The organism is Nitrogeniibacter mangrovi (assembly GCF_010983895.1).
Lineage (GTDB): Bacteria > Pseudomonadota > Gammaproteobacteria > Burkholderiales > Rhodocyclaceae > Nitrogeniibacter > Nitrogeniibacter mangrovi.
This window is the reverse complement of sequence record NZ_CP048836.1, coordinates 2464698-2487484: the sequence shown is the minus strand read 5'-3', so window position 1 is coordinate 2487484 and position 22787 is coordinate 2464698. Positions and strand designations below refer to the sequence as shown.

General features: G+C 65.9%; 21 protein-coding genes. All 21 read left to right on the top strand.

Annotated elements, in window-relative coordinates; genetic code table 11:
- Positions 1-116: 116 nt before the first annotated feature.
- The 21 genes from ilvB to purF all read left to right on the top strand — a co-directional run bounded on the left by ilvB (position 117) and on the right by purF (position 22773).
- Positions 117-1781, top strand: a complete 1665-nt coding sequence (ilvB, locus tag G3580_RS11445; RefSeq protein ID WP_173765622.1) for an acetolactate synthase large subunit — start codon at positions 117-119, stop codon at positions 1779-1781.
- 12 nt (positions 1782-1793) lie between these two features.
- Complete coding sequence (ilvN, locus tag G3580_RS11440) at positions 1794-2102, top strand: acetolactate synthase small subunit (RefSeq protein ID WP_173765620.1); 309 nt, start codon at positions 1794-1796, stop codon at positions 2100-2102.
- Between the two features lie 102 nt (positions 2103-2204).
- On the top strand, positions 2205-3344 hold the full coding sequence (gene aroC / locus G3580_RS11435; RefSeq protein ID WP_173765618.1) for a chorismate synthase: 1140 nt from the start codon (positions 2205-2207) through the stop codon (positions 3342-3344).
- A gap of 74 nt (positions 3345-3418) precedes the next feature.
- A complete protein-coding gene (locus G3580_RS11430) occupies positions 3419-3667 on the top strand; it encodes a YdcH family protein (RefSeq protein WP_173765616.1) in 249 nt (82 codons plus the stop codon).
- Between the two features lie 92 nt (positions 3668-3759).
- Positions 3760-4905: an MFS transporter gene (locus G3580_RS11425; protein ID WP_173765614.1), complete on the top strand. Its 1146-nt coding sequence runs from the start codon at positions 3760-3762 to the stop codon at positions 4903-4905.
- 10 nt (positions 4906-4915) lie between these two features.
- Positions 4916-5728, top strand: a complete 813-nt coding sequence (locus G3580_RS11420) for a M48 family metallopeptidase (RefSeq protein ID WP_173768781.1) — start codon at positions 4916-4918, stop codon at positions 5726-5728.
- Positions 5729-5823: 95 nt separating this feature from the next.
- Positions 5824-7236, top strand: coding sequence for a 3-isopropylmalate dehydratase large subunit (gene leuC / locus G3580_RS11415; RefSeq protein WP_173765612.1), 1413 nt, complete (start codon positions 5824-5826; stop codon positions 7234-7236).
- A 24-nt stretch (positions 7237-7260) separates the two neighbouring features.
- Positions 7261-7899, top strand: coding sequence for a 3-isopropylmalate dehydratase small subunit (gene leuD / locus G3580_RS11410; RefSeq protein ID WP_173765611.1), 639 nt, complete (start codon positions 7261-7263; stop codon positions 7897-7899).
- 45 nt (positions 7900-7944) lie between these two features.
- The gene (gene leuB, locus G3580_RS11405; RefSeq protein WP_173765609.1) at positions 7945-9006 is read left to right on the top strand and encodes a 3-isopropylmalate dehydrogenase; all 1062 of its coding nucleotides are present in this window, start codon (positions 7945-7947) and stop codon (positions 9004-9006) included.
- A gap of 35 nt (positions 9007-9041) precedes the next feature.
- Positions 9042-10154: an aspartate-semialdehyde dehydrogenase gene (gene asd, locus G3580_RS11400; protein ID WP_173768780.1), complete on the top strand. Its 1113-nt coding sequence runs from the start codon at positions 9042-9044 to the stop codon at positions 10152-10154.
- Between the two features lie 228 nt (positions 10155-10382).
- Positions 10383-13763: a FimV/HubP family polar landmark protein gene (locus tag G3580_RS11395; protein ID WP_228720644.1), complete on the top strand. Its 3381-nt coding sequence runs from the start codon at positions 10383-10385 to the stop codon at positions 13761-13763.
- Between the two features lie 39 nt (positions 13764-13802).
- Positions 13803-14405: a hypothetical protein gene (locus G3580_RS11390; RefSeq protein ID WP_173765607.1), complete on the top strand. Its 603-nt coding sequence runs from the start codon at positions 13803-13805 to the stop codon at positions 14403-14405.
- Complete coding sequence (gene truA, locus G3580_RS11385) at positions 14402-15235, top strand: tRNA pseudouridine(38-40) synthase TruA (RefSeq protein WP_173765605.1); 834 nt, start codon at positions 14402-14404, stop codon at positions 15233-15235. Before G3580_RS11390 ends, truA begins: the two co-directional genes overlap by 4 nt.
- Positions 15202-15828, top strand: coding sequence for a phosphoribosylanthranilate isomerase (locus G3580_RS11380; protein ID WP_173765603.1), 627 nt, complete (start codon positions 15202-15204; stop codon positions 15826-15828). The genes truA and G3580_RS11380 overlap by 34 nt, the downstream gene beginning before the upstream one ends.
- Positions 15815-17026, top strand: coding sequence for a tryptophan synthase subunit beta (gene trpB / locus G3580_RS11375; protein ID WP_173765601.1), 1212 nt, complete (start codon positions 15815-15817; stop codon positions 17024-17026). Before G3580_RS11380 ends, trpB begins: the two co-directional genes overlap by 14 nt.
- A gap of 35 nt (positions 17027-17061) precedes the next feature.
- The gene (trpA, locus tag G3580_RS11370) at positions 17062-17877 is read left to right on the top strand and encodes a tryptophan synthase subunit alpha (RefSeq protein ID WP_173765599.1); all 816 of its coding nucleotides are present in this window, start codon (positions 17062-17064) and stop codon (positions 17875-17877) included.
- Positions 17874-18743, top strand: coding sequence for an acetyl-CoA carboxylase, carboxyltransferase subunit beta (accD, locus tag G3580_RS11365; protein WP_173765597.1), 870 nt, complete (start codon positions 17874-17876; stop codon positions 18741-18743). Before trpA ends, accD begins: the two co-directional genes overlap by 4 nt.
- Positions 18736-20013 (top strand): bifunctional tetrahydrofolate synthase/dihydrofolate synthase, encoded by a 1278-nt coding sequence (folC, locus tag G3580_RS11360; RefSeq protein WP_173765595.1) that lies wholly within the window; start codon positions 18736-18738, stop codon positions 20011-20013. Before accD ends, folC begins: the two co-directional genes overlap by 8 nt.
- Before the next feature lie 5 nt (positions 20014-20018).
- Positions 20019-20717: an SPOR domain-containing protein gene (locus G3580_RS11355; protein ID WP_173765593.1), complete on the top strand. Its 699-nt coding sequence runs from the start codon at positions 20019-20021 to the stop codon at positions 20715-20717.
- A 20-nt stretch (positions 20718-20737) separates the two neighbouring features.
- Positions 20738-21229: a CvpA family protein gene (locus tag G3580_RS11350; protein WP_173765591.1), complete on the top strand. Its 492-nt coding sequence runs from the start codon at positions 20738-20740 to the stop codon at positions 21227-21229.
- Positions 21230-21237: 8 nt separating this feature from the next.
- A complete protein-coding gene (purF, locus tag G3580_RS11345) occupies positions 21238-22773 on the top strand; it encodes an amidophosphoribosyltransferase (RefSeq protein WP_173765589.1) in 1536 nt (511 codons plus the stop codon).
- Positions 22774-22787 lie beyond the last annotated feature (14 nt).

The following is a 22787-nucleotide window of genomic DNA, read 5'->3' as shown; positions in this document are numbered from 1 at the left end:
GTAGCGGGACAGAATCAAGCAAGGATTTCGAAACCCCCGCCGGCGCAAAGCTGGCGGGGGTTTCTTCATTTCCGCGTCAGCCAATGGCCCCCGGCCCCCCTTTTAAGGAGAGCATCATGATGCAGATGAGTGGCGCGGAACTGATCGTCCGCCTGCTGGAACGCCAAGGAATCGAGACCGTGGCCGGCGTGCCCGGCGGCGCGATCCTGCCGTTCTACGACGCGCTGTCGCACAGCGAGAAGATCCACCATGTGCTGGCGCGCCACGAGCAGGGCGCCGGTTTCATGGCCCAGGGCATGGCCCGCGTGTCCGGGCGGCCGGAGGTGTGCCTCGCCTCGTCGGGGCCGGGGGCGACCAACCTGGTCACCGCGATCGCCGACGCCAAGCTCGACTCCATCCCCATGGTGGCCATCACCGGCCAGGTGCCGCTGGCCATGATCGGCACCGACGCCTTCCAGGAGGTGGATACCTACGGGATGACCATCCCCATCACCAAGCACAACTACCTGGTGCGCGACGCCAACGAGCTGCTCGAGGTGATCCCGGCGGCGTTCCGCCTCGCCATGTCGGGGCGTCCCGGGCCGGTGCTGGTCGACGTGCCCAAGGACGTGCAGACCCAGATGGTGAGCTTCGAAGCCTATCCGGAGCCGGTCACCCGCGCGCCGACCCCCACGCCCGATCCGGCGGCCATCGAGCGCGCAGCGCAGATGATCAACGCCGCCGAGCAGCCGGTGCTGTATCTGGGCGGCGGCGTGATCCACTCCGGCGCCAGCCACCAGGCGGTGACCCTGGCCGAGCAGGCCGGCATGCCGACCACCATGACCCTGATGGCGCTGGGCGCGATGCCGGTCGACCATCCGCTGTCCATCGGCATGCTCGGCATGCACGGGGCGCGCTACACCAACTACGTGCTCGAGGAGGCGGATCTGCTGGTGTGCGTGGGTGCCCGCTTCGACGATCGCGCCATCGGCAAGGCGGCGCAGTTCTGTCCCAAGGCCAGGATCGTGCATATCGACATCGACCCGTCCGAACTCGACAAGATCAAGACGGCGCACGTGGGCATCAACGGCGACGTGTCCGAAGTGCTCGAACAGTTGCTGCCGCGCATCGAGGTGAAGCTGCGCAAGCGCTGGCTGGCCCATGTGGAAGGGCTCAAGAGCCGCTTCCCGCTGGAGATGCCGGGGGTGGACAACCCGCGTTCCCACTACGGGCTGGTGCAGGCGGTGGCCAATGCGCTGGGCGACGAGGCGATCGTCTCCACCGATGTGGGTCAGCACCAGATGTGGGTGGCGCAGGCCTACCCCTTCCGCCGCCCGCGTCAGTGGCTGACCTCCGGTGGCCTCGGCACCATGGGCTTCGGCATGCCGGCGGCGATCGGCGCTGCGCTGGCCGAGCCGGACCGCACCGTGGTGTGCTTCTCCGGCGATGGCAGCCTGAAGATGAACATCCAGGAGATGGCGACCGCCGCCGAGGAAAACCTGAACGTCAAGATCGTGCTCATGAACAACAACTCGCTGGGTCTGGTGTACCAGCAGCAGAACCTGTTCTACGGCAAGCGCGTGATGGCCTCGAAGTACAAGCGCGCCACCGACTTCCTCAAGGTGGCCGAAGGCTTCGGTCTCGACGTGTGCGATCTGGATGCGGCCGAAAACCCGACCGCCGCGCTCGCCGAGGCGCTGCGCAAGCCGGGGCCTTGCCTGATCCACGTCTCCATCGACCGCGACGAATTCGTCTACCCCATGGTGCCGCCGGGTGCCGCCAACACCGAGATGATCGGCTAAGGAGAACAACCCATGTCTACCGTCATTGATCGTGGTGCCGCCGGCCTGGTGAAGGTGGTGCTCGAACTGGAAGTCAACAACCATCCGGGCGTGATGTCGCACATTTGCGGCCTGTTCGCGCGCCGCGCCTTCAACGTCGAAGGCATCCTGTGCATGCCGGTGCCCAACACCGACCACAGCCGCATCTGGCTGGTGGTATATGAAGACCAGCGCCTGGAGCAGATGGTCAAGCAGGTGGAGAAGCTCGAGGACGTGCTGGCGGTGCGCCGCCATGGCGCCGACCACGCGGTGCTGACGCGGCTGGACGAGTTCTTCGCCTGAACGGCTCGTCGTGACAACGGCCGGCATGCGTGCCGGCCGTTGTCTTGTCCACGCCCGCCTTTTGATAAAATCATTCGTTTACTGTTTTTGGTGGCTGCGCCCATGTCCGGCAATTCGATTGGCACCCTGTTTTCCGTCTCGTCCTTCGGCGAATCGCATGGGCCGGCCATCGGCTGTGTGATCGACGGCTGCCCGCCGGGGCTGGCGCTCACCGAGGCCGACATCCAGACCGAGCTCGACCGGCGCAAGCCGGGCACCTCGCGTCATGTCACCCAGCGCCGCGAGCCGGACACGGTGGAGATCCTCTCGGGTGTGTTCGAAGGCGTCACCACAGGCACCCCGATCGCGCTGCTGATCCGCAACCAGGATCAGCGCAGCAAGGACTACTCTGACATTGCCGACACCTTCCGGCCCGGGCACGCGGACTACGGCTACTGGCAGAAATACGGCATCCGCGACTATCGCGGCGGCGGCCGCTCGTCCGCCCGCGAAACCGCGGTGCGTGTCGCCGCCGGCGCGGTGGCGCGCAAGTGGCTGCGCGAGCGCCATGGCATCGTGATCCGCGCCTTCATGTCGCAGCTCGGCCCCATCGAGATTCCGTTCCGCGCCTGGGATGACATCGATGCCGAAGGCAATGCCTTCTTCGCCCCCAATACCGACATGCTGCCCGAGCTCGAGACCTACATGGATGCGTTGCGCAAGTCGGGCGACTCCATCGGTGCGCGCATCGACGTGGTGGCCACCGGGGTGCCGGTGGGCTGGGGCGAGCCGGTGTATGACCGCCTCGACGCCGATATCGCCTACGCGATGATGAGCATCAACGCGGTCAAGGGGGTCGAGATCGGGGCCGGTTTCCACAGTGTCGTCCAGCACGGCACGGAGCATTCCGACGAGCTGAGCCCGGAGGGCTTCCTCAGCAACGAAGCGGGCGGCGTGCTCGGGGGTATCTCGACCGGCCAGGACATCCTCGCCAGCATCGCCATCAAGCCCACCTCCAGCATCCGTCTCGACCGCCGGTCCATCAACAAGGCCGGCGAGGCGGTGCACATGCACACCGAGGGGCGCCATGATCCGTGCGTCGGCATCCGCGCCACGCCCATCGTCGAGGCCATGCTGGCGATCGTGCTCATGGACCATGCCCTGCGGCACCGTGCGCAGAATGCCGATGTGGTCTGCCCGACGCCCAAGATCGCCGGTCTGGCACCGAACGGCAGCCAACGGGTACCGTCACCCAAGGCTTGACCTGAATCAACGTCGGCGCAGGTGGCGGGCGTAACCTGAAATCGGACACCACGAAAATCAATCAGGAGGCGCCGATGGAACTGCAGGCCCATGATCTGCATAACGAATTTCCCGAATATCGCAACGAGATCCACGCCCTCAAGACCTCGGATGCGCATTTCCAGCGGCTGTTCGACGCGTATCACGATGTGAATCGTCATGTGGTGCGCATCGAGGTTCAGGCCGAGGTGGCGACGGAGCCGGAACTGGAGGATCTGAAGAAGGAGCGGTTGCGCCTGAAGGACGAGTTGCACGACATGCTCAGGAAGCAGCGCGGTCAGTGATCCGGCCGCAATGACGCAAGTGAAGGGGCGCCGGCAGGCGCCCCTGGCATTTTGTCTCCAGCCGCGCTGTCGGGGCCGCTACAATGCCGGCCATGCTTCCGTATTGGCGTCTGTCCGGCTACTACTTTTTCTACTTCGCCTTCATCGGTGCCTTCGCGCCGTACTTCACCCTCTACCTGCAATCGCTGAATTTTTCGGCGGCCGATATCGCCATCCTGATGTCCCTGATGCAGGTCATGCGGGTGGTGGCTCCCAACCTGTGGGGCTGGCTTGCCGACCGCCTCGGCGCACGCATGCCCATCGTCCGTTTTTCAGCCGTGGCGTCCCTGGCGGGTTTCTGCGTGTTCTTCCAGACCACCAGCTTCGCCGGCGTGTTCGTCGGCATGGCGGTGATGGCCTTCTTCTGGAGTGCCGCGTTGCCGCTGATCGAGAGCCTGACCTTTGCCCATCTGCAACGGCAGACGGGCCGCTACGGCAACATCCGCCTGTGGGGCTCGGTCGGCTTCATCGTCTCGGTGCTCGGGATCGGCTATGCGCTCAACCGGTGGCCGGTGGACAGCCAGCTGGGCATGACCGCCACCGTGCTCGCCGGCATCATGGTGCTCGCGTTCATGGTGCCGGAGGCGGGGCGACCGCCCCATCATCACGAGGCGCCGGGGCTGTGGTCGGTGCTGCGCCGGCGCGAGGTGCGCGCGGTGCTCGGCGCCTGCTTCTTCATGTCGGCGGCGCATGGCGCGCTCTACGTGTTCTATTCCATCTATCTGGTCGAGGCCGGTTACAGCAAATCGGTCGTCGGCTGGATGTGGACCCTGGGCGTGCTGGCGGAGATCGTGGTGTTCATGCTCATGCCGCGGCTCACGAAGCGCTTTTCACTGCGCGCGATCCTGCTCGTGGCCTACCTCAGTGCGGTGTTGCGCTTCGTCTTGATCGGCTGGGGCGTCGGTACCTTCGCCGTGCTGCTGTTCGCGCAGCTGTTGCACGGGATGACCTTCGGGGCCTATCACGCGGCGTCGATCGCGGCGATCAACGCCTGGTTCCCGGGGCGGCTGCAGGCGCGCGGACAGGCGCTCTATGGCAGTATCAGCTTTGGCGCCGGCGGTATGCTGGGCGGATTGCTCAGCGGTTACACATGGGATGGGCTCGGACCGGCCTGGACGTATACCATCGGGGCCGGTTTTGCTCTGGTGGGGTGGTGGGTGATCCGCCATGGCTGGCCCCCGGAACGACGAGGAGAATAGAACCATGACGATGCGATTGGTGCGCATGCTGGCGCTGGTGGCGGTGGCCGGTTTCACGGTCGGGTGCCAGACGGTGCAGACCACCCGCGCCGGCGCCGTGGGCGTGACCCGCGGGCAGTCGATGCTGGTGTCCGAGCAGGACATCGAGACGGCCTCGGCCAAGGCCTATGCGCAGGTGCTGCAGGAGGCCAAGGCGAAAGGGACGCTCAACCGCAACAAGGCGCAGGTGAGCCGGGTGCGGGGCATCGCCTCGCGCCTGATCCCGCAGACCGGCGTGTTCCGCAAGGACGCCCTGGCATGGAACTGGGAGGTGAACGTCATCACCTCCGACCAGCTCAACGCCTGGTGCATGGCGGGCGGCAAGATCGCCGTCTATACCGGCCTGATCGACAAGCTCAAGCTGAGTGATGCCGAGATTGCCGTGGTGATGGGCCACGAGATCGCCCATGCGCTGCGCGAGCATTCTCGCGAGCGCGCCTCCCAGCAGATGGTGACCAACATCGGCCTGTCGGTGCTCAGCGCGGCGGTGGGCCTGGGGCAGGGCGGTGCCGACCTGATGGGGGCGGTGGCCAAGGTGACCTTCGAGCTGCCCAACTCGCGTCTGCACGAGACCGAGGCGGACAGCCTCGGCGTGGAACTGGCGGCCCGCGCCGGCTACGACCCGCGCGCGGCGGTGGGGCTGTGGCAGAAGATGGAGCAGCACAGTAACGGCGCGCCGCCGCAGTGGCTGTCGACCCATCCGTCCTACGCCACCCGGCAGCAGGATCTGGCGCGCGACGCTCAGCGCGTGCTGCCCCTCTACGAGGCCGCGCACAAGCGCTGAGGCCCGGGCGCGGGATGCTGCGTCGCGGCATCCCGCTATTCAGTCTTGCTTCCCTGTGGTTTAATTTAAGGTTCTCCGATGTGTTGGGAAGCATCATGCAACAGGCGCAAACGCTCTACGAAAAGTTGTGGTCCAGCCATGTGGTTCGCGAAGAGGCGGACGGCACGGCGCTGATCTACATCGACCGTCATCTGATCCACGAGGTCACCAGCCCGCAGGCCTTCGAAGGGCTGAAGCTGGCGGGGCGCAAGCCGTGGCGCACACACTCGATCGTGGCCACCGCGGATCACAACACGCCGACCGACCACTGGGACGAGGGTATCAAGGATCCGGTCTCCCGCCAGCAGGTCGAGACCCTGGACAAGAACATCCGCGCTGTGGGCGCGCTGGCCTACTTCCCGTTCAAGGACGAACGCCAGGGCATCGTGCACGTGATCGGCCCCGAGAACGGCGCGACCCTGCCGGGCATGACCGTGGTGTGCGGCGACTCGCACACCTCCACCCATGGCGCCTTCGGCTGTCTGGCGCACGGCATCGGCACGTCCGAGGTCGAGCACGTGCTCGCCACCCAGTGCCTGATCCAGAAGCGCTCCAAGACCATGCTGGTGCGGGTCGACGGTCGTCTGGGCAAGGGGGTGACCGCCAAGGACGTGGCGCTGGCCATCATCGGCCGCATCGGCACGGCCGGCGGGACCGGTTACGCCATCGAATTCGGCGGCGACGTCATCCGTTCGCTGTCGATGGAAGGACGCATGACCGTGTGCAACATGGCGATCGAGGCCGGCGCGCGCATGGGTTTCGTGGCCGTGGACCAGACCACCATCGACTATCTGAAAGACCGCCCCTTCTCCCCGCGTGGCAGCGACTGGGACAAGGCCGTGAGCTACTGGCGCACCCTGCGCTCGGATGACGGCGCGCAGTTCGACAAGGTGGTCGTGCTCGATGGTCAGGAAATTCAGCCGCAGGTCACCTGGGGCACGTCGCCGGAAATGGTCGTCCCCGTCGGCAGCACCGTGCCCGATCCGGCGAAGGAAACCGATCCGGTCCGCCGTGAAGGCATGGAGCGCGCGCTGCAGTATATGGGGCTGAAACCCAACATGGCGGTGACCAGCATCAAGATCGACAAGGTCTTCATCGGCTCGTGCACCAATTCCCGCATCGAGGACCTGCGCCAGGCGGCGGTGGTCGTGCGCGGACGCCACAAGGCCGACAACGTGCGCCAGGTGCTGGTCGTGCCGGGTTCCGGGCTGGTCAAGCGCCAGGCGGAGCAGGAGGGGCTCGACAAGATCTTCCTCGCCGCCGGTTTCGAGTGGCGCGAACCGGGCTGTTCCATGTGTCTGGCGATGAACGCCGACCGGCTCGAGCCGGGCGAGCGTTGTGCGTCGACCTCCAACCGAAACTTCGAGGGACGCCAGGGGGCCGGTGGCCGGACCCATCTGGTGAGTCCGGCCATGGCGGCGGCAGCGGCGGTTGCCGGCCATTTCGCCGACGTGCGCACCATCCTCTGAACGGCGGGCTCCGGAGATACCGATATGGAAAAATTCATCACCCTCAATGGACTCGTGGCGCCGCTCGACCGCAACAACGTCGATACCGATGCCATCATCCCGAAGCAGTTCCTCAAGTCGATCAAGCGTTCCGGCTTCGGCCCCAATGCCTTCGACGAATGGCGCTACATGGACCGCGGCGAGCCGGGCATGGACAACAGCCAGCGCACGCTGAACCCGAAGTTCGTGCTCAACCAGCCGCGCTACCAGGGTGCACAGGTGCTGCTGACCCGGGCCAATTTCGGTTGTGGCTCCAGCCGCGAGCATGCCCCGTGGGCGCTGCTCGACTACGGTTTCCGCGCCATCATCGCCGAGTCCTTTGCGGACATCTTTTTCAACAACTGCTTCAAGAACGGCATCGTGCCGATCGTGCTGCCCAAAGCCGAGGTCGACGCCCTGTTCGCGCAAGTGGAGCACGCCCCGGGGTACTCGGTGGAGGTCGATCTGCCTGAGCAGCGGATCCGGCGTCCGGATGGGCATGCGATCCCGTTCGAGGTCGATCCTTTCCGCAAGGAATGTCTGCTCAACGGTTGGGACGACATCGGCCTGACCCTGCGTCACGCGGACGAGATTCACGCGTTCGAGGACCGACGCAAGGCGACGCATCCCTATTATTTTCTTTGATATCAAAACCTTGCGTTCAGTGCGCAAGGCCGGTTGGAGAGAGGCATGAAGATTTGTGTGTTGCCGGGTGACGGCATCGGTCCGGAAATCATGGCGCAGGCCGTGCGCGTGCTCGAGGCGCTGCGCACCGACGGGCTCGCGTTCGAGATCGAGGAAGCGAAGATCGGTGGCTGCGCCGTCGACGCCGATGGCGTGCCGCTGCCCGAATCGACCCTGGCGCTGGCGCGGGCGGCCGACGCGGTGCTGCTCGGCGCCGTGGGGGGGCCGCAGTGGGATGCGCTGCCGCGCGAGCAGCGTCCCGAGCGCGGTCTGCTGGGCATCCGCAAGGCGCTGAACCTGTTCGGTAACCTGCGCCCGGCGATTCTCTACCCGGAACTGGCCAATGCCTCCTCGCTCAAGCCCGAACTGGTGGCCGGGCTGGACATCATGATCGTGCGCGAACTGACCGGTGATATCTACTTCGGCCAGCCGCGCGGCATCGAGAGTCGCGACGGCGAGCGCGTCGGTTTCAACACCATGATCTACAGTGAAAGCGAGATCCGCCGCATCGGCAAGGTCGCCTTCGACATCGCCCGCAAGCGCAACCGCAAGCTGTGCTCGGTGGACAAGATGAACGTGCTCGAATGCACCCAGCTGTGGCGCGACGTGATGATCGAGCTGTCGGCCGACTACCCGGATGTGGAACTGAGCCACATGCTCGTCGACAACGCGGCGATGCAGCTGGTGAAGAACCCCAAGCAGTTCGACGTGGTGGTCACCGGCAACATGTTCGGCGACATCCTCTCGGACGAGGCGGCCATGCTCACCGGCTCCATCGGCATGCTGCCGTCGGCCTCGCTCGACGAGAACAACAAGGGCATGTACGAGCCGTCGCACGGCTCGGCGCCCGACATCGCCGGCAAGGGGCTGGCGAACCCGCTGGCCACGATTCTGTCGGTGGCGATGATGCTGCGCTACACCTTCAACCAGGAGGCGGCGGCGGTTCGCATCGAAAAGGCGGTCAAGAAGGTGCTCGCCGACGGCTTGCGGACCGGCGACATCTACGAGCCGGGTACCCGCAAGGTGGGTACCATCGACATGGGTGACGCGGTGGTCGCGGCGCTGTAGGCAACAACCGGATAGTTCAGGAAATCGACATGGCAATGAAACGAGTAGGTCTGGTCGGCTGGCGGGGCATGGTGGGCTCCGTGCTGATGCAGCGCATGCGCGAGGAAAACGACTTCGCGGATATCGAACCGGTGTTCTTCAGCACCTCGAACGCGGGCGGGCAGGGGCCGGACGTCGGCAAGGATGTCCCGCCGTTGCAGGACGCCAACAGCATCGACGCGCTCAAGGAGATGGAGGTGATCGTCACCTGCCAGGGGGGTGACTACACCAAGTCCATCTTCCCGCGCCTGCGCGAGGCCGGCTGGAAGGGTTACTGGATCGACGCCGCCTCGGCGCTGCGCATGAACGACGACGCGATCATCGTGCTCGACCCGGTCAACGACGGCGTGATCCGCGACGGTCTGGCCCGTGGCGCGAACAACTTCATCGGTGGCAACTGCACCGTCAGCCTCATGCTGATGGCGCTCGGCGGGCTGTTCCAGAACGACATGGTGGACTGGGCCACGTCCATGACCTACCAGGCCGCCTCCGGCGGCGGTGCGCAGCACATGCGCGAGCTGCTCAAGGGCATGGGCTACCTGCATTCGGTCGCCGGCGAGGCGCTCAACGATCCGGCCAGCGCCATTCTCGAGATCGACCGCAATGTCGCCGCGGCGCTGCGCAACAGCGATTACCCGACCGAACATTTCGGCGTCCCGCTGGCCGGTTCGCTGATTCCGTGGATCGACACCGATCTGGGCAACGGCCAGAGCCGCGAGGAGTGGAAAGGGCAGGCCGAAACCAACAAGATTCTCGGCCGTGAAGCCCACCCGATCGTCATCGACGGCCTGTGCGTGCGCATGGGCGCCATGCGCTGCCATTCGCAAGCGCTCACAATCAAGCTAAAGAAAGACGCTCCGCTTGACGAAATCAATGACATGCTGGCAAAAGCCAACGGCTCGGTGAAGGTGGTGCCGAACGAGCGCGAGGCGTCGATGCGGGATCTGACGCCAGCGGCCGTGACCGGAACCCTGACCGTACCGGTCGGGCGTCTGCGCAAGATGGGCATGGGCGGTGAGTATCTCTCCGCCTTTACCGTGGGCGATCAACTCCTGTGGGGCGCCGCGGAGCCGCTTCGCCGCATGCTGAGGATCCTCCTCGAGCAGTGAGGCGACGGGCCCGGTGTGGACAAAACCCGCCGGGCCGCCGACCCCCGCGTGTGGCGAATATGACACACGTAAAACCGCGTCGACGACGTGGCTGGAGCCAGCAGAACGAAATTTCCTTCCGTTTTAAGGCATTGGCGACGATACTTAAAGTGGATACTGGCTTGATGCGACATACCCATGATGATATGTTCGCATTCCAATGTAGTGCTCCAGCATGAGGATGCGGTTTTGAATACCTTCCAGAAGACCTCTCTTCGGGCCACGCTGATTGCGGCCACTCTTGCGGCCATGCCCTTCGCGGCGAACGCCGCCGGCCTTGGTCGGATTTCGGTGCTCAGCGCCCTGGGGCAGCCGTTGCGGGCGGAAATCGAGCTGACCGCGACGTCGAACGAGCTCACCTCGATGACGGCCGCCGTTGCCGCGCCCACCGCATTCAAGGACGCGGGCGTCGCCTACGTGCCGGCCCTGGCCAGCATCCGCATGAGCGTCGAACGGCGCGGTGGGCGCAACGTGCTGCGGCTGACGAGCACCAAGCCGATCAACGAGCCGTTCGTGGACATGCTCGTCGAACTGAACTGGTCGGCCGGTCGGCTGCTGCGAGAGTACACCTTCCTGCTCGATCCCCCGGATATGCCGGCCCCGGCGGCTGCGACCAACGTCGGAACGCCGGTGCAGCAGCCGGTGGCCCGCGCTGCACGCCCGATCCGTCAGGCGGCGACCGGCGACTACCGGGTGCAACGCGGCGACACGCTCGCCAAGATTGCGCGTCAGAACATGCCCGAGGGGGTGAGCATGGATCAGATGCTCATCGCCCTGTACCGTGCCAACCCCGAAGCGTTCATCGATGAGAACATCAACCGCCTGCGCGCCGGGGTCGTCCTGAACGTGCCGGACGGTCAGGCCGCCGGCGCCATTCCGCGCGCCGAAGCGCGGCAGCAGGTGATCGCCCACGCCGCCGACTTCAACGCCTATCGACGCCGGGTGGCCGAGCGTGTGGCGGCATCGGCGCCAGCCGAGCCGGTACAAAGCACGCAGGCCAGCGCCGGCAAGATCACCGCCAAGGTCGAGGAGACGCCGACGGCCGTCACCGAGAGCAAGGACCAGGTCAAGGTCTCCAAGACCGACACCGGGGCGGCCGGTGCCGGCGACGCCGGGGCCTTGCAGGAAGCGAACCGGCGCATGCAGGCGCTCGAAGAGGACGTCGTCGCGCGCGACAAGGCGCTGACGGAGGCCAACGACCGTCTGGCAGCGCTGGAAAAGAACATCGCTGAGCTGCAGAAGCTCATCGAGCTCAAGAACCAGAATCTGGCCTCCTTGCAGCAACAGGCGCAGGGGCAACCGCCCGCTGCCGCACCGGCGCCGGCTGAAGCGGCCGCTCCGATGACCGAGGCCGCGCCCGTGTCGCAGGGCGCCGAACCGATGCCGGCAGCCGAGCCCAAGGCCGGCGCGGAAGAGAAGCCGGAGCAAGCGATGCCGGCGGGTGCGCAAGATGCGCTGGACAAGGAACTGCAGGATCTCGTGAAGCCGCCCGCGGCCGAAGAGACGGCCGGCGCCGAGCATCCGGCCGCCGAAGCGCCCGCCCCGGCACCGGAGCCGATGCCGGTCGAAGAGGCGACGAAACCGGTGCCGCCGCCCGCGGCCCCGCCCAAACCCGCCCCGGCGCAGGAGCCGGGTTTCATGGACAGCCTGATGGAAAACCCCGCACTGCTTTATGGCGGTGCGGCGGCCCTGATCGGTGTGCTCGGTTTCGGTCTGTGGCGCAGCCGCAAGAGTCGGGACGCCGGTGGGTCACCGGACGAGACGGCCATGGCTTCGGTCTTCCCGCCCGACCAGAATTCGGTGTTCGGTGAAACCGGCGGCCAGAGTGTGGATACCGGCAGCAGCAGCCTGATCCAGACCGATTTCAGCCAGTCCGGCCTGTCGGCGATCGACACCGACGAAGGCGTCGATCCGGTTGCTGAAGCCGATGTGTATATGGCTTATGGACGCGACGCCCAGGCTGAGGAAATCCTGCTCGACGCGATGAAGGCGGATCCGTCCCGCACGGCGATTCACCTCAAGCTGCTCGAGATCTACAGCCAGCGCAAGAACCTGAAGCAGTTCGAGACCACGGCGGCCGAGCTCTACACCGTGACCGGCGGCAAGGGCGAGGCCTGGGAAAAGGCCGTCGAGATGGGTCTGAAGCTCGACCCCGACAATCCCCTGTTCTCGCGCACGGCGGACATGGTCGGTGAGGGGGAGGTCGCATCGGATGAAGCCGGCTTTACGGCGCCGTCCGGTGACGCGGGTAACGTCACCGCTGCCGCGGCAGCGGGCGTGATCGCCGGCGTCGCCGCGAGCGAGGCCACGGAAGAAGATCAGGAGGCGGTCGCCGAGGCGCCCGATGCTGGTGGCGAATCGGCAGAACAGGTGCCCGATGACGACCAGATGCTTGATTTCTCGGCGTCGATTCCCACCGCGGAAGAGCCCTCGCCGTCGCAAATGAAAGATACCTGGGCCATTCCCGGCGACCTGAACCAGTTCACCGATTCCGATCTGGCGGGTATTGCCGAACAGGCCGCGCCGGAGGCGGAGGGCGACAGCGACGCGCTCGGCGTCGACACGGGGGATCTGGATTTCAATCTCGATCTGGATGAGGTCGGCACGGAGGAGAAGGGCGCCGCGACGGAAGCGCCGAAGGACGAATCACCGGAGATCGATTCGTCCTTCGAGGCGGCGGATTCATCGCTCGAGTTCAATCTCGATCTGGAGGCGCCGCCGGCCGGCGATTCGATGGCCGAGACCAGCGTCAGCGGGTTTTCCCCCGAGACCGATCTCGAAAGCACGGATTTGCGCGGTGAGTTGTCCGGCGAGGGGGTTGGCGCCACCGATGCGAATGAAGAAGTGACCGTCGATCTTGAATCGACGGATCTGGGGACGAGTTCCGGAATCGATTTCCCGTCGTCCTTCAGCGAAGCGGCGCCGGCGGTCGACTCGCCCCCGCAGGACGAACCGGAAGAGGATATGGCCGTCGTCGATCTCGAGAAGACGAACTTCGATGGCAGCCTGCTCGACTTCGACTTCGAACTCGATGAACAGAAGGGTGAAGGCGGCGAGCAGGAGATGATGGCCACCTCGCTGGATCTGTCCGACATCAATCTCGATCTCGAAGGCGCCGATGCGGACGAAGGCCGGTCAGGTGCGGATGCGCCGGCCGCCGAGGGCCAGCCGGAATCCGATGATGCGTCTGTCGAATTCGATCTGCCCGAGCTGTCCGAGGCGGCCGAAACGGTCGAGCCCGAGGCGCCCACGTTCGAAGCCGAAGCGACCGCGCCGGAATCCTTCACCGAGCAGTCGCCCACCGCGCAGCCGGCCGACGCCGAGGAGGATGCCATGATGGCGTCGCTGACCAAGAGCGTGGTGACCTCGCTGACCGACAGCCGGGCCATGCCCGATCTGCCTGCCGACGAGGAGCTCAACCAGGAAATCGACACCAAGCTCGAACTGGCCCGGGCCTACGAGGAGATGGGCGACGGCGAGGGCGCGCGTGAGTTGTTGGACGAGGTCATGCGCGATGGCGATGCCGCCCAGCAGGAGCAGGCGCGCAGTATCCTTGCCCGTCTCGGCTGATGGCGGGCGGTGCCATGGCGCAGCCTTTTGCGTAGTGGCGTGAGTTTGCTGCATCCGGCGGCGGTGCTGGCCTTGTGGGCCGGCGCCGCCGTTTTGCTTCAGCTGCTCCACCCTCCCGCCTTGTGGTGGTCGATACCCGGCGTCGTTGTGCTGGCCTCGGTCATGGCCGGCGAACGCTTTTTTCGCCTGTTGCGGCGGATCCGGATTCTGCTGCTCGTCACGATCGTTCTGTTCGGCCTGGCGACACCGGGCGTGCGCCTGCTGCCGCAGTGGACCTGGCTGGCACTGACCTGGGACGGGCTGGCCCTGGGCGCCGAACACGCACTCCGGCTGGTGACCATGGTGAGCATGGTGGCGCTGTTGCTCACACGCATGAGCAATGCGCAATTGGTGTGCGCGCTGCATGCCGTCTTTTCCACCCTGCGACCGCTCGGTGTGCCGGCCGAACTCATCGCCGTGCGCCTGACCCTGGTGCTGCGCGCCGTCGAATCTCCCCGCAGCGGATGGCGGGCCTGGTTTCTCGAAGCGGAGAGTGCAGGGACGCCAGGCGTGATTCCGGTCCAGATTCAGGCGTTTCGCTGGCCCGATGGTGTAGCCTTGGCGCTTTTGTCGCTAGCCGTTGTGTTGTGGGGGATGTGGTGAGCCGGATCGTGCTGGGCGTCGAGTACGCGGGCGATGCCTTCGAAGGCTGGCAGACGCAACCGCACGGTCGGACGGTGCAGGATGTCGTGACGGCGGCCGTCTCCAGCGTGGCGGGTCAGGGGGTCGACCTCGTCTGCGCCGGACGCACTGATACCGGCGTGCACGCCACGACCCAGATCGTGCATTTCGATGCGCCGGTCGAACGCCCCCGGTCGGCCTGGGTGCGCGGGACCAACAGTCACCTGCCCGCGTCGGTGGCGATCCGCTGGGCCCATGAGGTCGACACCAGCTTTCACGCCCGTTTCTCGGCCACGGCGCGTCATTATCGCTACCTCCTTTACAACGCGCCGGTCAGGCCGGCGCTGCTGTCGGGGCGGGTGGGCTGGTTTCACCTGCCCCTCGATGAGGACAGGGTGCGCGCCGCCGCCGATCGGCTGGCCGGCACCCATGACTTCTCGGCCTTCCGCGCCGCCGCCTGTCAGGCCAAATCGCCGGTACGCACGATTCGCCATGCCCGGGTGACACGCCATGGCCCGTACTGGCTGTTCGATTTTTGCGCGGACGCCTTTTTGCATCACATGATCCGCAATCTGGTGGGGGCGCTGGTGTACGTGGGCAAGGGCAAGCATCCGCCCGAGTGGATGGACATGCTGCTTACGGGCAGGGATCGTTCCAAGGCGGCGCCGACCTTCGCTCCCGACGGCTTGTATCTGTGCGGTGTGGAGTACCCCGACCGGTGGTCCTTGCCCGATGGCGGGCGTATCATCTGTCCTCCCGAATTGCCCATGGTGTTCCCTTGCAGCGCACCCGAATCAAGATCTGTGGACTGACCCGCGTCGAGGATGTGCAGGCGGCGGTGGCCGCAGGGGCCGATGCGATCGGTTTCGTCTTCTACCCGCCCAGTCCGCGCCATGTGACCGTGGAGCAGGCACGCGCTCTCATGGCGCACGTGCCGCCATTCGTGACCACGGTCGGTCTGTTCGTCAATGCCCGGCCCGAGGCCGTCGAGGCGGCGCTGGACGCGTTGCCCCTGCAACTGCTGCAGTTTCATGGCGACGAAACCGAGACGGATTGCGTCCGCTATGGACGGCCCTACGTGCGCGCCGTGCGGATGCGTGCCGGGGTCGATCTGATAGAATACGCAGCTTGTTTTCCCTCGGCACGCGGTTTCCTGCTCGATGCCTTCGTGGAGGGCTATGGCGGGGGTGGCAAGGTGTTCGACTGGACGCTGATTCCACCCCGGTTCGATGCGCCGCTGATTCTCTCCGGTGGGCTGGATGCCGAGAACGTCGGCGAAGCCATCCGACGTGTCCGGCCGTGGGCCGTCGATGTTTCCAGCGGAGTGGAGACCGCGCAGAAGGGAATCAAGGATGCCGGCGCGATCCGCCGATTCATTTCCGGAGTACGTGATGCAGATGGCTGAAATGCCGTACCAGTTGCCAGACGCCGAGGGCCATTTCGGCCCCTATGGTGGCGTGTTCGTGGCCGAGACCCTGATCCCCGCGCTCGAGGAACTCAAATCGGCTTATGCCGAATGCCAGCGCGATCCCGAATTCGTCGCCGAGTTCGAGTACGAGCTCAAGCACTACGTGGGCCGGCCGAGCCCGATTTACCACGCCAAGCGTCTCACCGAGGCTTTCGGCGGCGCGCAGATCTACCTGAAGCGTGAAGATCTGAACCACACCGGCGCCCACAAGGTGAACAACTGCATCGGTCAGGCCCTGGTGGCCCGTCGCATGGGCAAGCCGCGCGTGATCGCCGAAACCGGCGCCGGACAGCATGGGGTAGCGACCGCCACCGTGGCGGCCCGCTACGGGCTTGAATGCGTGGTGTACATGGGGGCTGAGGACGTCAAGCGGCAGGCCGCCAACGTCTATCGCATGAAACTGCTGGGCGCCACCGTGGTGCCTGTCGAGTCCGGCTCGCGCACGCTCAAGGACGCGCTCAACGAGGCCATGCGCGACTGGGTCACCAACATCCACGACACCTTCTACATCATCGGCACGGTGGCCGGGCCGCACCCGTATCCGCAGATGGTGCGCGACTTCCAGACCGTGATCGGCAAGGAATGCATCGAGCAGATGCCGGAGTTGACCGGGCGACAGCCCGATGCGGTGATCGCCTGTGTGGGCGGCGGCTCCAACGCCATGGGGATCTTCCATCCCTACATCGGTCACGACGATGTGCGCCTGATCGGTGTCGAAGCGGCCGGCGAAGGACTCGATACCGGGCATCACGCGGCGTCCCTGATCGGCGGGCGCCCCGGCGTGCTCCACGGCAACCGCACCTACCTGCTCCAGGACGAGGACGGGCAGATCATCGAGACCCATTCCATTTCCGCCGGTCTCGACTATCCGGGCGTCGGTCCCGAGCACGCCTGGCTCAAGGATTGTGGGCGCGCCGAGTACGCGGGCGTGACTGACAGCGAGGCGCTCAAGGCCTTCCACGACCTGTGTCGTCTCGAGGGCATCATCCCGGCGCTTGAATCGTCGCACGCGCTGGCCTATGCTGCGCGCCTTGCGCCGACGCTCCCGAAGGACAAGATCCTGCTCGTGAACCTGTCCGGACGGGGTGACAAGGATATGCACACCGTCGCGGAAAAATCCGGCATCCAGTTCTGATTCTTTCCGGGCCGGTTCGGCCCGGCACACATCACATGTCCCGAATCCAAAATACTTTCGATCAGCTGCGGGGCCAAGGCCGTCGCGGGTTGATCCCCTTCATTACGGCGGGGCATCCCACCGTGGCGGCCACCGTGCCGCTCATGCATGCGCTGGTCGCGGGCGGAGCGGACATCATCGAGCTGGGCGTCCCCTTCTCGGACCCGATGGCCGATGGCCCGACCATCCAGCGCGCCTCCGAGCGTGCGCTCGCCAACGGCATGTCGCTGCGCAAGGTGCTCGAGGCGGTCTCGACCTTCCGCGAAACCGATACGACCACACCGGTGGTGCTGATGGGTTACGCCAACCCGATCGAGGCCATGGGGCTCGAACCCTTCATCCGTGCGGTGGTGGACGCAGGGGTGGACGGGGTTCTGGTGGTCGACTATCCGCCACAGGAATGCGAGACCTTCGCGCGTGCCTGCCGTGAGGCCGGCGTCGATCCGATCTTCCTGCTGGCACCGACGTCCACCGACGCACGTATCAGCGACGTGGCGCGGGCAGGCAGCGGTTATATCTACTATGTGTCGCTCAAGGGCGTGACCGGATCGGCAAAGATCGATCTGACCGAAGTGGCCGCGCGCATCCCGTCGATCCGGGAACGGGTCGGCATGCCGGTGGGTGTCGGTTTCGGGATCCGCGATGCCGACTCCGCGCGAACCATCGGCGAAGTGGCCGATGCGGTCGTGATCGGCAGCCGCATCATCGAGGAAATCGAGGCCGGCCCCGAGGCCGAGGCGCCGGCACGTGTCACCGCCTTCGTGCGAGGCATTCGCGACGCGCTTGACCACAATGGAGTGTCCCGAGCATGAGTTGGTTGCAAAAACTGTTGCCCCCGAAGATCAAGCGTGACGATTCCACGGGGCGCAAGTCGATTCCGGAAGGCCTGTGGAGCAAGTGTCCCGCCTGCGAAGCGGTGCTCTATCGTTCGGATCTGGAAAGCAACCTCAATGTCTGCCCGAAGTGCGGCCATCACCAGCGCCTGCGCGCCCGTGAGCGGCTCAACATGTTGCTCGACGAGGAGGGCCGTTTCGAGATCGGCTCCGAAGTCCAGCCGCTCGATCCGCTCAAGTTCAAGGATCAGAAGCGCTACACGGATCGCCTCAAGAGCGCGACGCGGGCCACCGGCGAGGCCGACGCGATGGTGGTGATGCAGGGCGCGATCCAGACCGTGCCGGCCGTCGTTGCCTGTTTCGAGTTCGATTTTCTCGGCGGCTCCATGGGGTCGGTGGTGGGCGAGCGCTTCGTGCGCGGGGTTCAGTTCGCCATCGATCAGCGCATGCCCTTCCTGTGCGTCACCGCCACCGGCGGCGCGCGCATGCAAGAAGGCCTGTTCTCGCTGATGCAGATGGCCAAGACGACCGCGGCCATCAACCGGCTGGCGCAGCAGAAACTGCCGTTCATCTCGATCCTGACCGATCCGACCATGGGCGGCGTGTCGGCGAGCTTTGCCTTCATGGGCGACGTGGTGATCGCCGAACCGAATGCGCTGGTCGGCTTCGCCGGACCGCGGGTGATCGAGCAGACGGTACGCGAGACCCTGCCCGAAGGCTTCCAGCGGGCGGAGTTCCTGCTCGAGAAGGGGGCCATCGACATGATCGTGGACCGTCGCCAGATGCGTGAGCGCCTGGCCGACCTGCTGACGCTGCTGACACGTCAAGCCGCCGTCAATGCCTGACACCGCTCCACCGCAGGACCTGGCCGGCTGGCTCGCGCTGATCGAAGCGCGCCACGGCCAGCGCATCGAACTCGGCCTGGAACGGGTCGCGACGGTGCGGGATGCTTTGAGCGTGGGCAGTGACGCGGTCATCATCACCGTCGCTGGCACCAATGGCAAAGGCTCGACCTGTGCCATGCTCGAGGCCGTCCTGCTCGCGGCGGGCTATCGCGTCGGTCTGTACAGTTCCCCGCATTTGCTGCGTTTCAACGAGCGCGTGCGCATCGACGGGCGGGAAGTGGACGACGAGCGCCTGGCGGACGCGTTCGCGCGGGTCGAGACGGCACGCGGTCGGACTCATCTGACCTATTTCGAGCACGGCACACTGGCCGCGTGGGTGTGTTTTGCCCAGGCCGAGCTCGACGTCATCGTGCTCGAGGTCGGCCTCGGCGGTCGTCTCGACGCCACCAACATCTTCGATGCCGACTGCGCCATCCTCACCAGCATCGCCATGGATCACATGGACTATCTGGGCGAGACGCGGGAGGACATCGGACGCGAAAAGGCCGGCATCTTCCGCGCCGACAAGCCTGCCATCTGCGCCGACCCGATGCCGACGCAGAGCGTGTTCGATGCGGCCGAGGCCATCGGTGCGCGGCTGCTGGTCAGCGGACGTGATTTCGGGTTTTCCGGTGACCGCACCCAGTGGGCCTACTGGGGGCCGGGGGTCAAGCGTGGCGGCCTGGCCTATCCGGCACTGCGCGGGGCGAACCAGCTGCTCAACGCGGCGGCGGTCATCACCGCGCTCGAAGCGATCCGTGAGCGACTGCCGGTCTCCATGCAGGCGATTCGTCAGGGAATGATGCTCGTTGAACTGCCGGGCCGCTTCCAGACCCTGCCGGGGCAGCCGGCCATCGTGCTCGACGTGGCCCATAACCCCCAGGCCGTGGGAGTGCTGGCGGAAAACCTCGCCAACATGGGCTACTACCCCGAGACCTGGGCAGTCGTCGGCATGTTCGCAGACAAGGCGGTCGAGGCGGCCGTCGAGCGTCTCGCGGGCCGCGTGGATCACTGGCTGGTGGCCGGGCTGCCGGCGCCGCGCGGGTTGTCGGCCGATGCGCTGGCGACGCGCCTGACCGGCTTGGGCTTGTCGGTGGAGGGCGTGTTCGACACCCCGGCGGACGCTTATCGAGCGGCCCGGGCCCGGGTCGACGACAGTGATAGAATCGTCGTTTTCGGTTCATTCCTGACCGTGGCGGACGTCATGACGGCGATCCGCGAAGAGCGTTAACCGAGATGGCCAACGACGACGCCCAAACCGATCTGAAGAAGCGTGCCCGACGACGTCTGGTCGGTGCGGCCGCGCTGGCCCTGTTCGCCGTCATCGTGCTGCCGATGATCATGGACCCCGAGCCCAAGCCGGTCGGGGAAGACATCGAGGTGCGCATTCCCGCGGTGGCCGGCGACAATGTGGCGGCGCGAACCATCGATGTGCCGGCCACCCCCCCCGTGGCCGAACCGGTGAAGCGTCCCGAGCCGGCGCCGGTCGCCACGCCGTCGCACGAATCCGTGGCGAAAACGTCAACACCCGAACATGCGCCGGCGCCCGCGAAGACATCGGAGTCGCCGAAGCCCGCGCCGGCTGTGAAAGCGACCCCGAGCGCGTCGCCCGAGGTGACCACTTCATCCGTCGAAAAACGCAGTGAAGAGGCACAGCGCGTCGCCGCCATCCTCTCCGGCGACGCCGCCAAGGCCCCGGCCGCGGACGACAAGGGCCCCGGTTTCGTGGTCCAGGTCGGCGCCTTTGCCAATGCCGGCAGTGCCGCGGCGCTGGCCGAAAAGATTCGCCAGGCCGGTTTCAAGGCCTACACTCGAAAGGTGGGTTCCACCACACGGGTTCGTGTCGGCCCCTACGAGAACCGCAACGAGGCGGAATCGGTGGCGGACCGGATGGCTGGCAAGGGGTTCAAGGGCGTAGTGATGCCGCGCGGCTGAAGCGCTGCGGGGAAGCATCGATGACGGTTTTCGATTATGCGTTTCTGGGTCTGGTGGCCGTCCTGGCGGCACTGGGCTTCTGGCGGGGCCTGGTCAGCGAAGTGCTGGCGCTGGTTGGATGGATACTGGCGTTCGTCGCCGCGCGCCTGTTTGCCGAACAGGCAGCGGCGCTGTTCGTGAACTGGCTGACCGAACCAGCCTTCGCTTATGTGGCCGGCTTCGCGCTCATCTTCATTGCCGTGTTGGTGGTGGTGGCGGTGGTTCGCTATCTGCTTCGGGCGCTGATCCGGGCGGTGGGGCTCGGTTTCGTCGACCGTGGGCTCGGTGCGATGTTCGGCACGGTGAAGGCGGTGGTCATCGCCTGTTTGCTGGTGGCTTTGGGGGGTGTCAGCGGTGTGTCGCGGGCGCCCTGGTGGGAGGCGGCGATGTTCTCGCCGCTGCTTGAGACGGCCGTGGTGGCGGCCAAACCTTGGTTGCCGGCTGCGGTGGCCGAGCGGGTGCGTTTTCGATAGGTGATTCCATGTGCGGGATTTTGGGCGTTGTCGCAACATCGCCAGTCAATCAGTTGCTCTACGACGGCTTGCAGGTGCTCCAGCACCGTGGACAGGACGCGGCGGGCATTGCCACGACCGAGGGCGGGCGCTTCTTCATGCACAAGGGCTCGGGCCTGGTGCGTGACGTGTTCCGGACCCGCAACATGCGCAACCTCGTCGGTAACTGGGGCATCGGACATGTGCGCTATCCGACCGCCGGTTCCGCGTACAACGCCTCCGAGGCGCAGCCGTTCTACGTCAATTCGCCCTATGGGCTGATGCTGGCGCACAACGGCAACCTGACCAACTCCGACGAACTCAAGCGCGAGATGTTCCTCGCCGACCTGCGCCACATCAACACCAATTCGGACTCCGAGGTGTTGCTCAATGTGCTCGCGCACGAACTGCAGGCGGCCTCCAACGGATGCAAGCTCGACGACAACGCGATCTTCGCGGCGGTGGCGGCGGTGCATCGGCGTTGTCGCGGCGCCTACGCCGCGGTGGTGATGATCGCGGGCGTGGGGCTGCTCGCCTTCCGCGATCCGTACGGTATCCGCCCGCTGGTGATCGGCAAGCACGACACGGCGGACGGGACCGAATGGCTGGTGGCCTCCGAGAGCGTGGCCATCGACGCCCTCGGCTTCAAGCTGCTGCGGGACGTGGAGCCCGGTGAGGCGGTGCTGGTCGACATGGAAGGGCGCTTCCGCTCCCGCGCCTGTGCGCAGCAGACGATGCACGCGCCGTGCATGTTCGAGTACGTCTATCTGGCCCGTCCGGACTCGCTCATCGACGGCGTGTCGGTGTACGAGGCACGCCTGAAGATGGGTGAATACCTGGCGGAGAAGTTCAAGCGGGTGATGCCGCATGTGCATCTCGACGTGGTGATCCCCATTCCCGATTCGAGCCGGCCGGCGGCGCTGGAGATGGCCAACAAGCTGGGTGTGGCCTATCGCGAAGGCTTCGTGAAGAACCGCTACATCGGTCGCACCTTCATCATGCCGGGGCAAGCGGTGCGCCGGAAGTCGGTGCGCCAGAAGCTCAACACGATCCATCAGGAATTCAAGGGCAAGAGCGTGCTGCTGGTGGACGATTCGATCGTGCGCGGCACCACCAGCCAGGAGATCGTCAACATGGCCCGCGATGCCGGTGCGACGAAGGTGTATTTCGCCTCCGCCGCGCCCCCGGTGCGCTATGCCAACGTCTATGGCATCGACATGCCCACCCGGGGCGAGCTGATCGCCTCGGACCGGGACGATGAGGCCATCTGCCGCGAGATCGGCGCGGACGGCCTGATCTACCAGGATCTGGACGACCTGCGCGCCTCGGTGCGCGCCATCAATCCGGCGCTGAACTTCTTCGAGACCTCCTGTTTCGACGGCTGCTACGTGACCGGGGACGTGACCGCCGAATACCTGGCCACCATCGAGACCCAGCGCGGCTCGCCACCGGTGACGGTCGAGGACGCCGACGGGGCGGTCACCAACCAGCTCGACCTCAACCTCGCCAGCGAGACGCAGGACTGAAGACGGAACCGCAC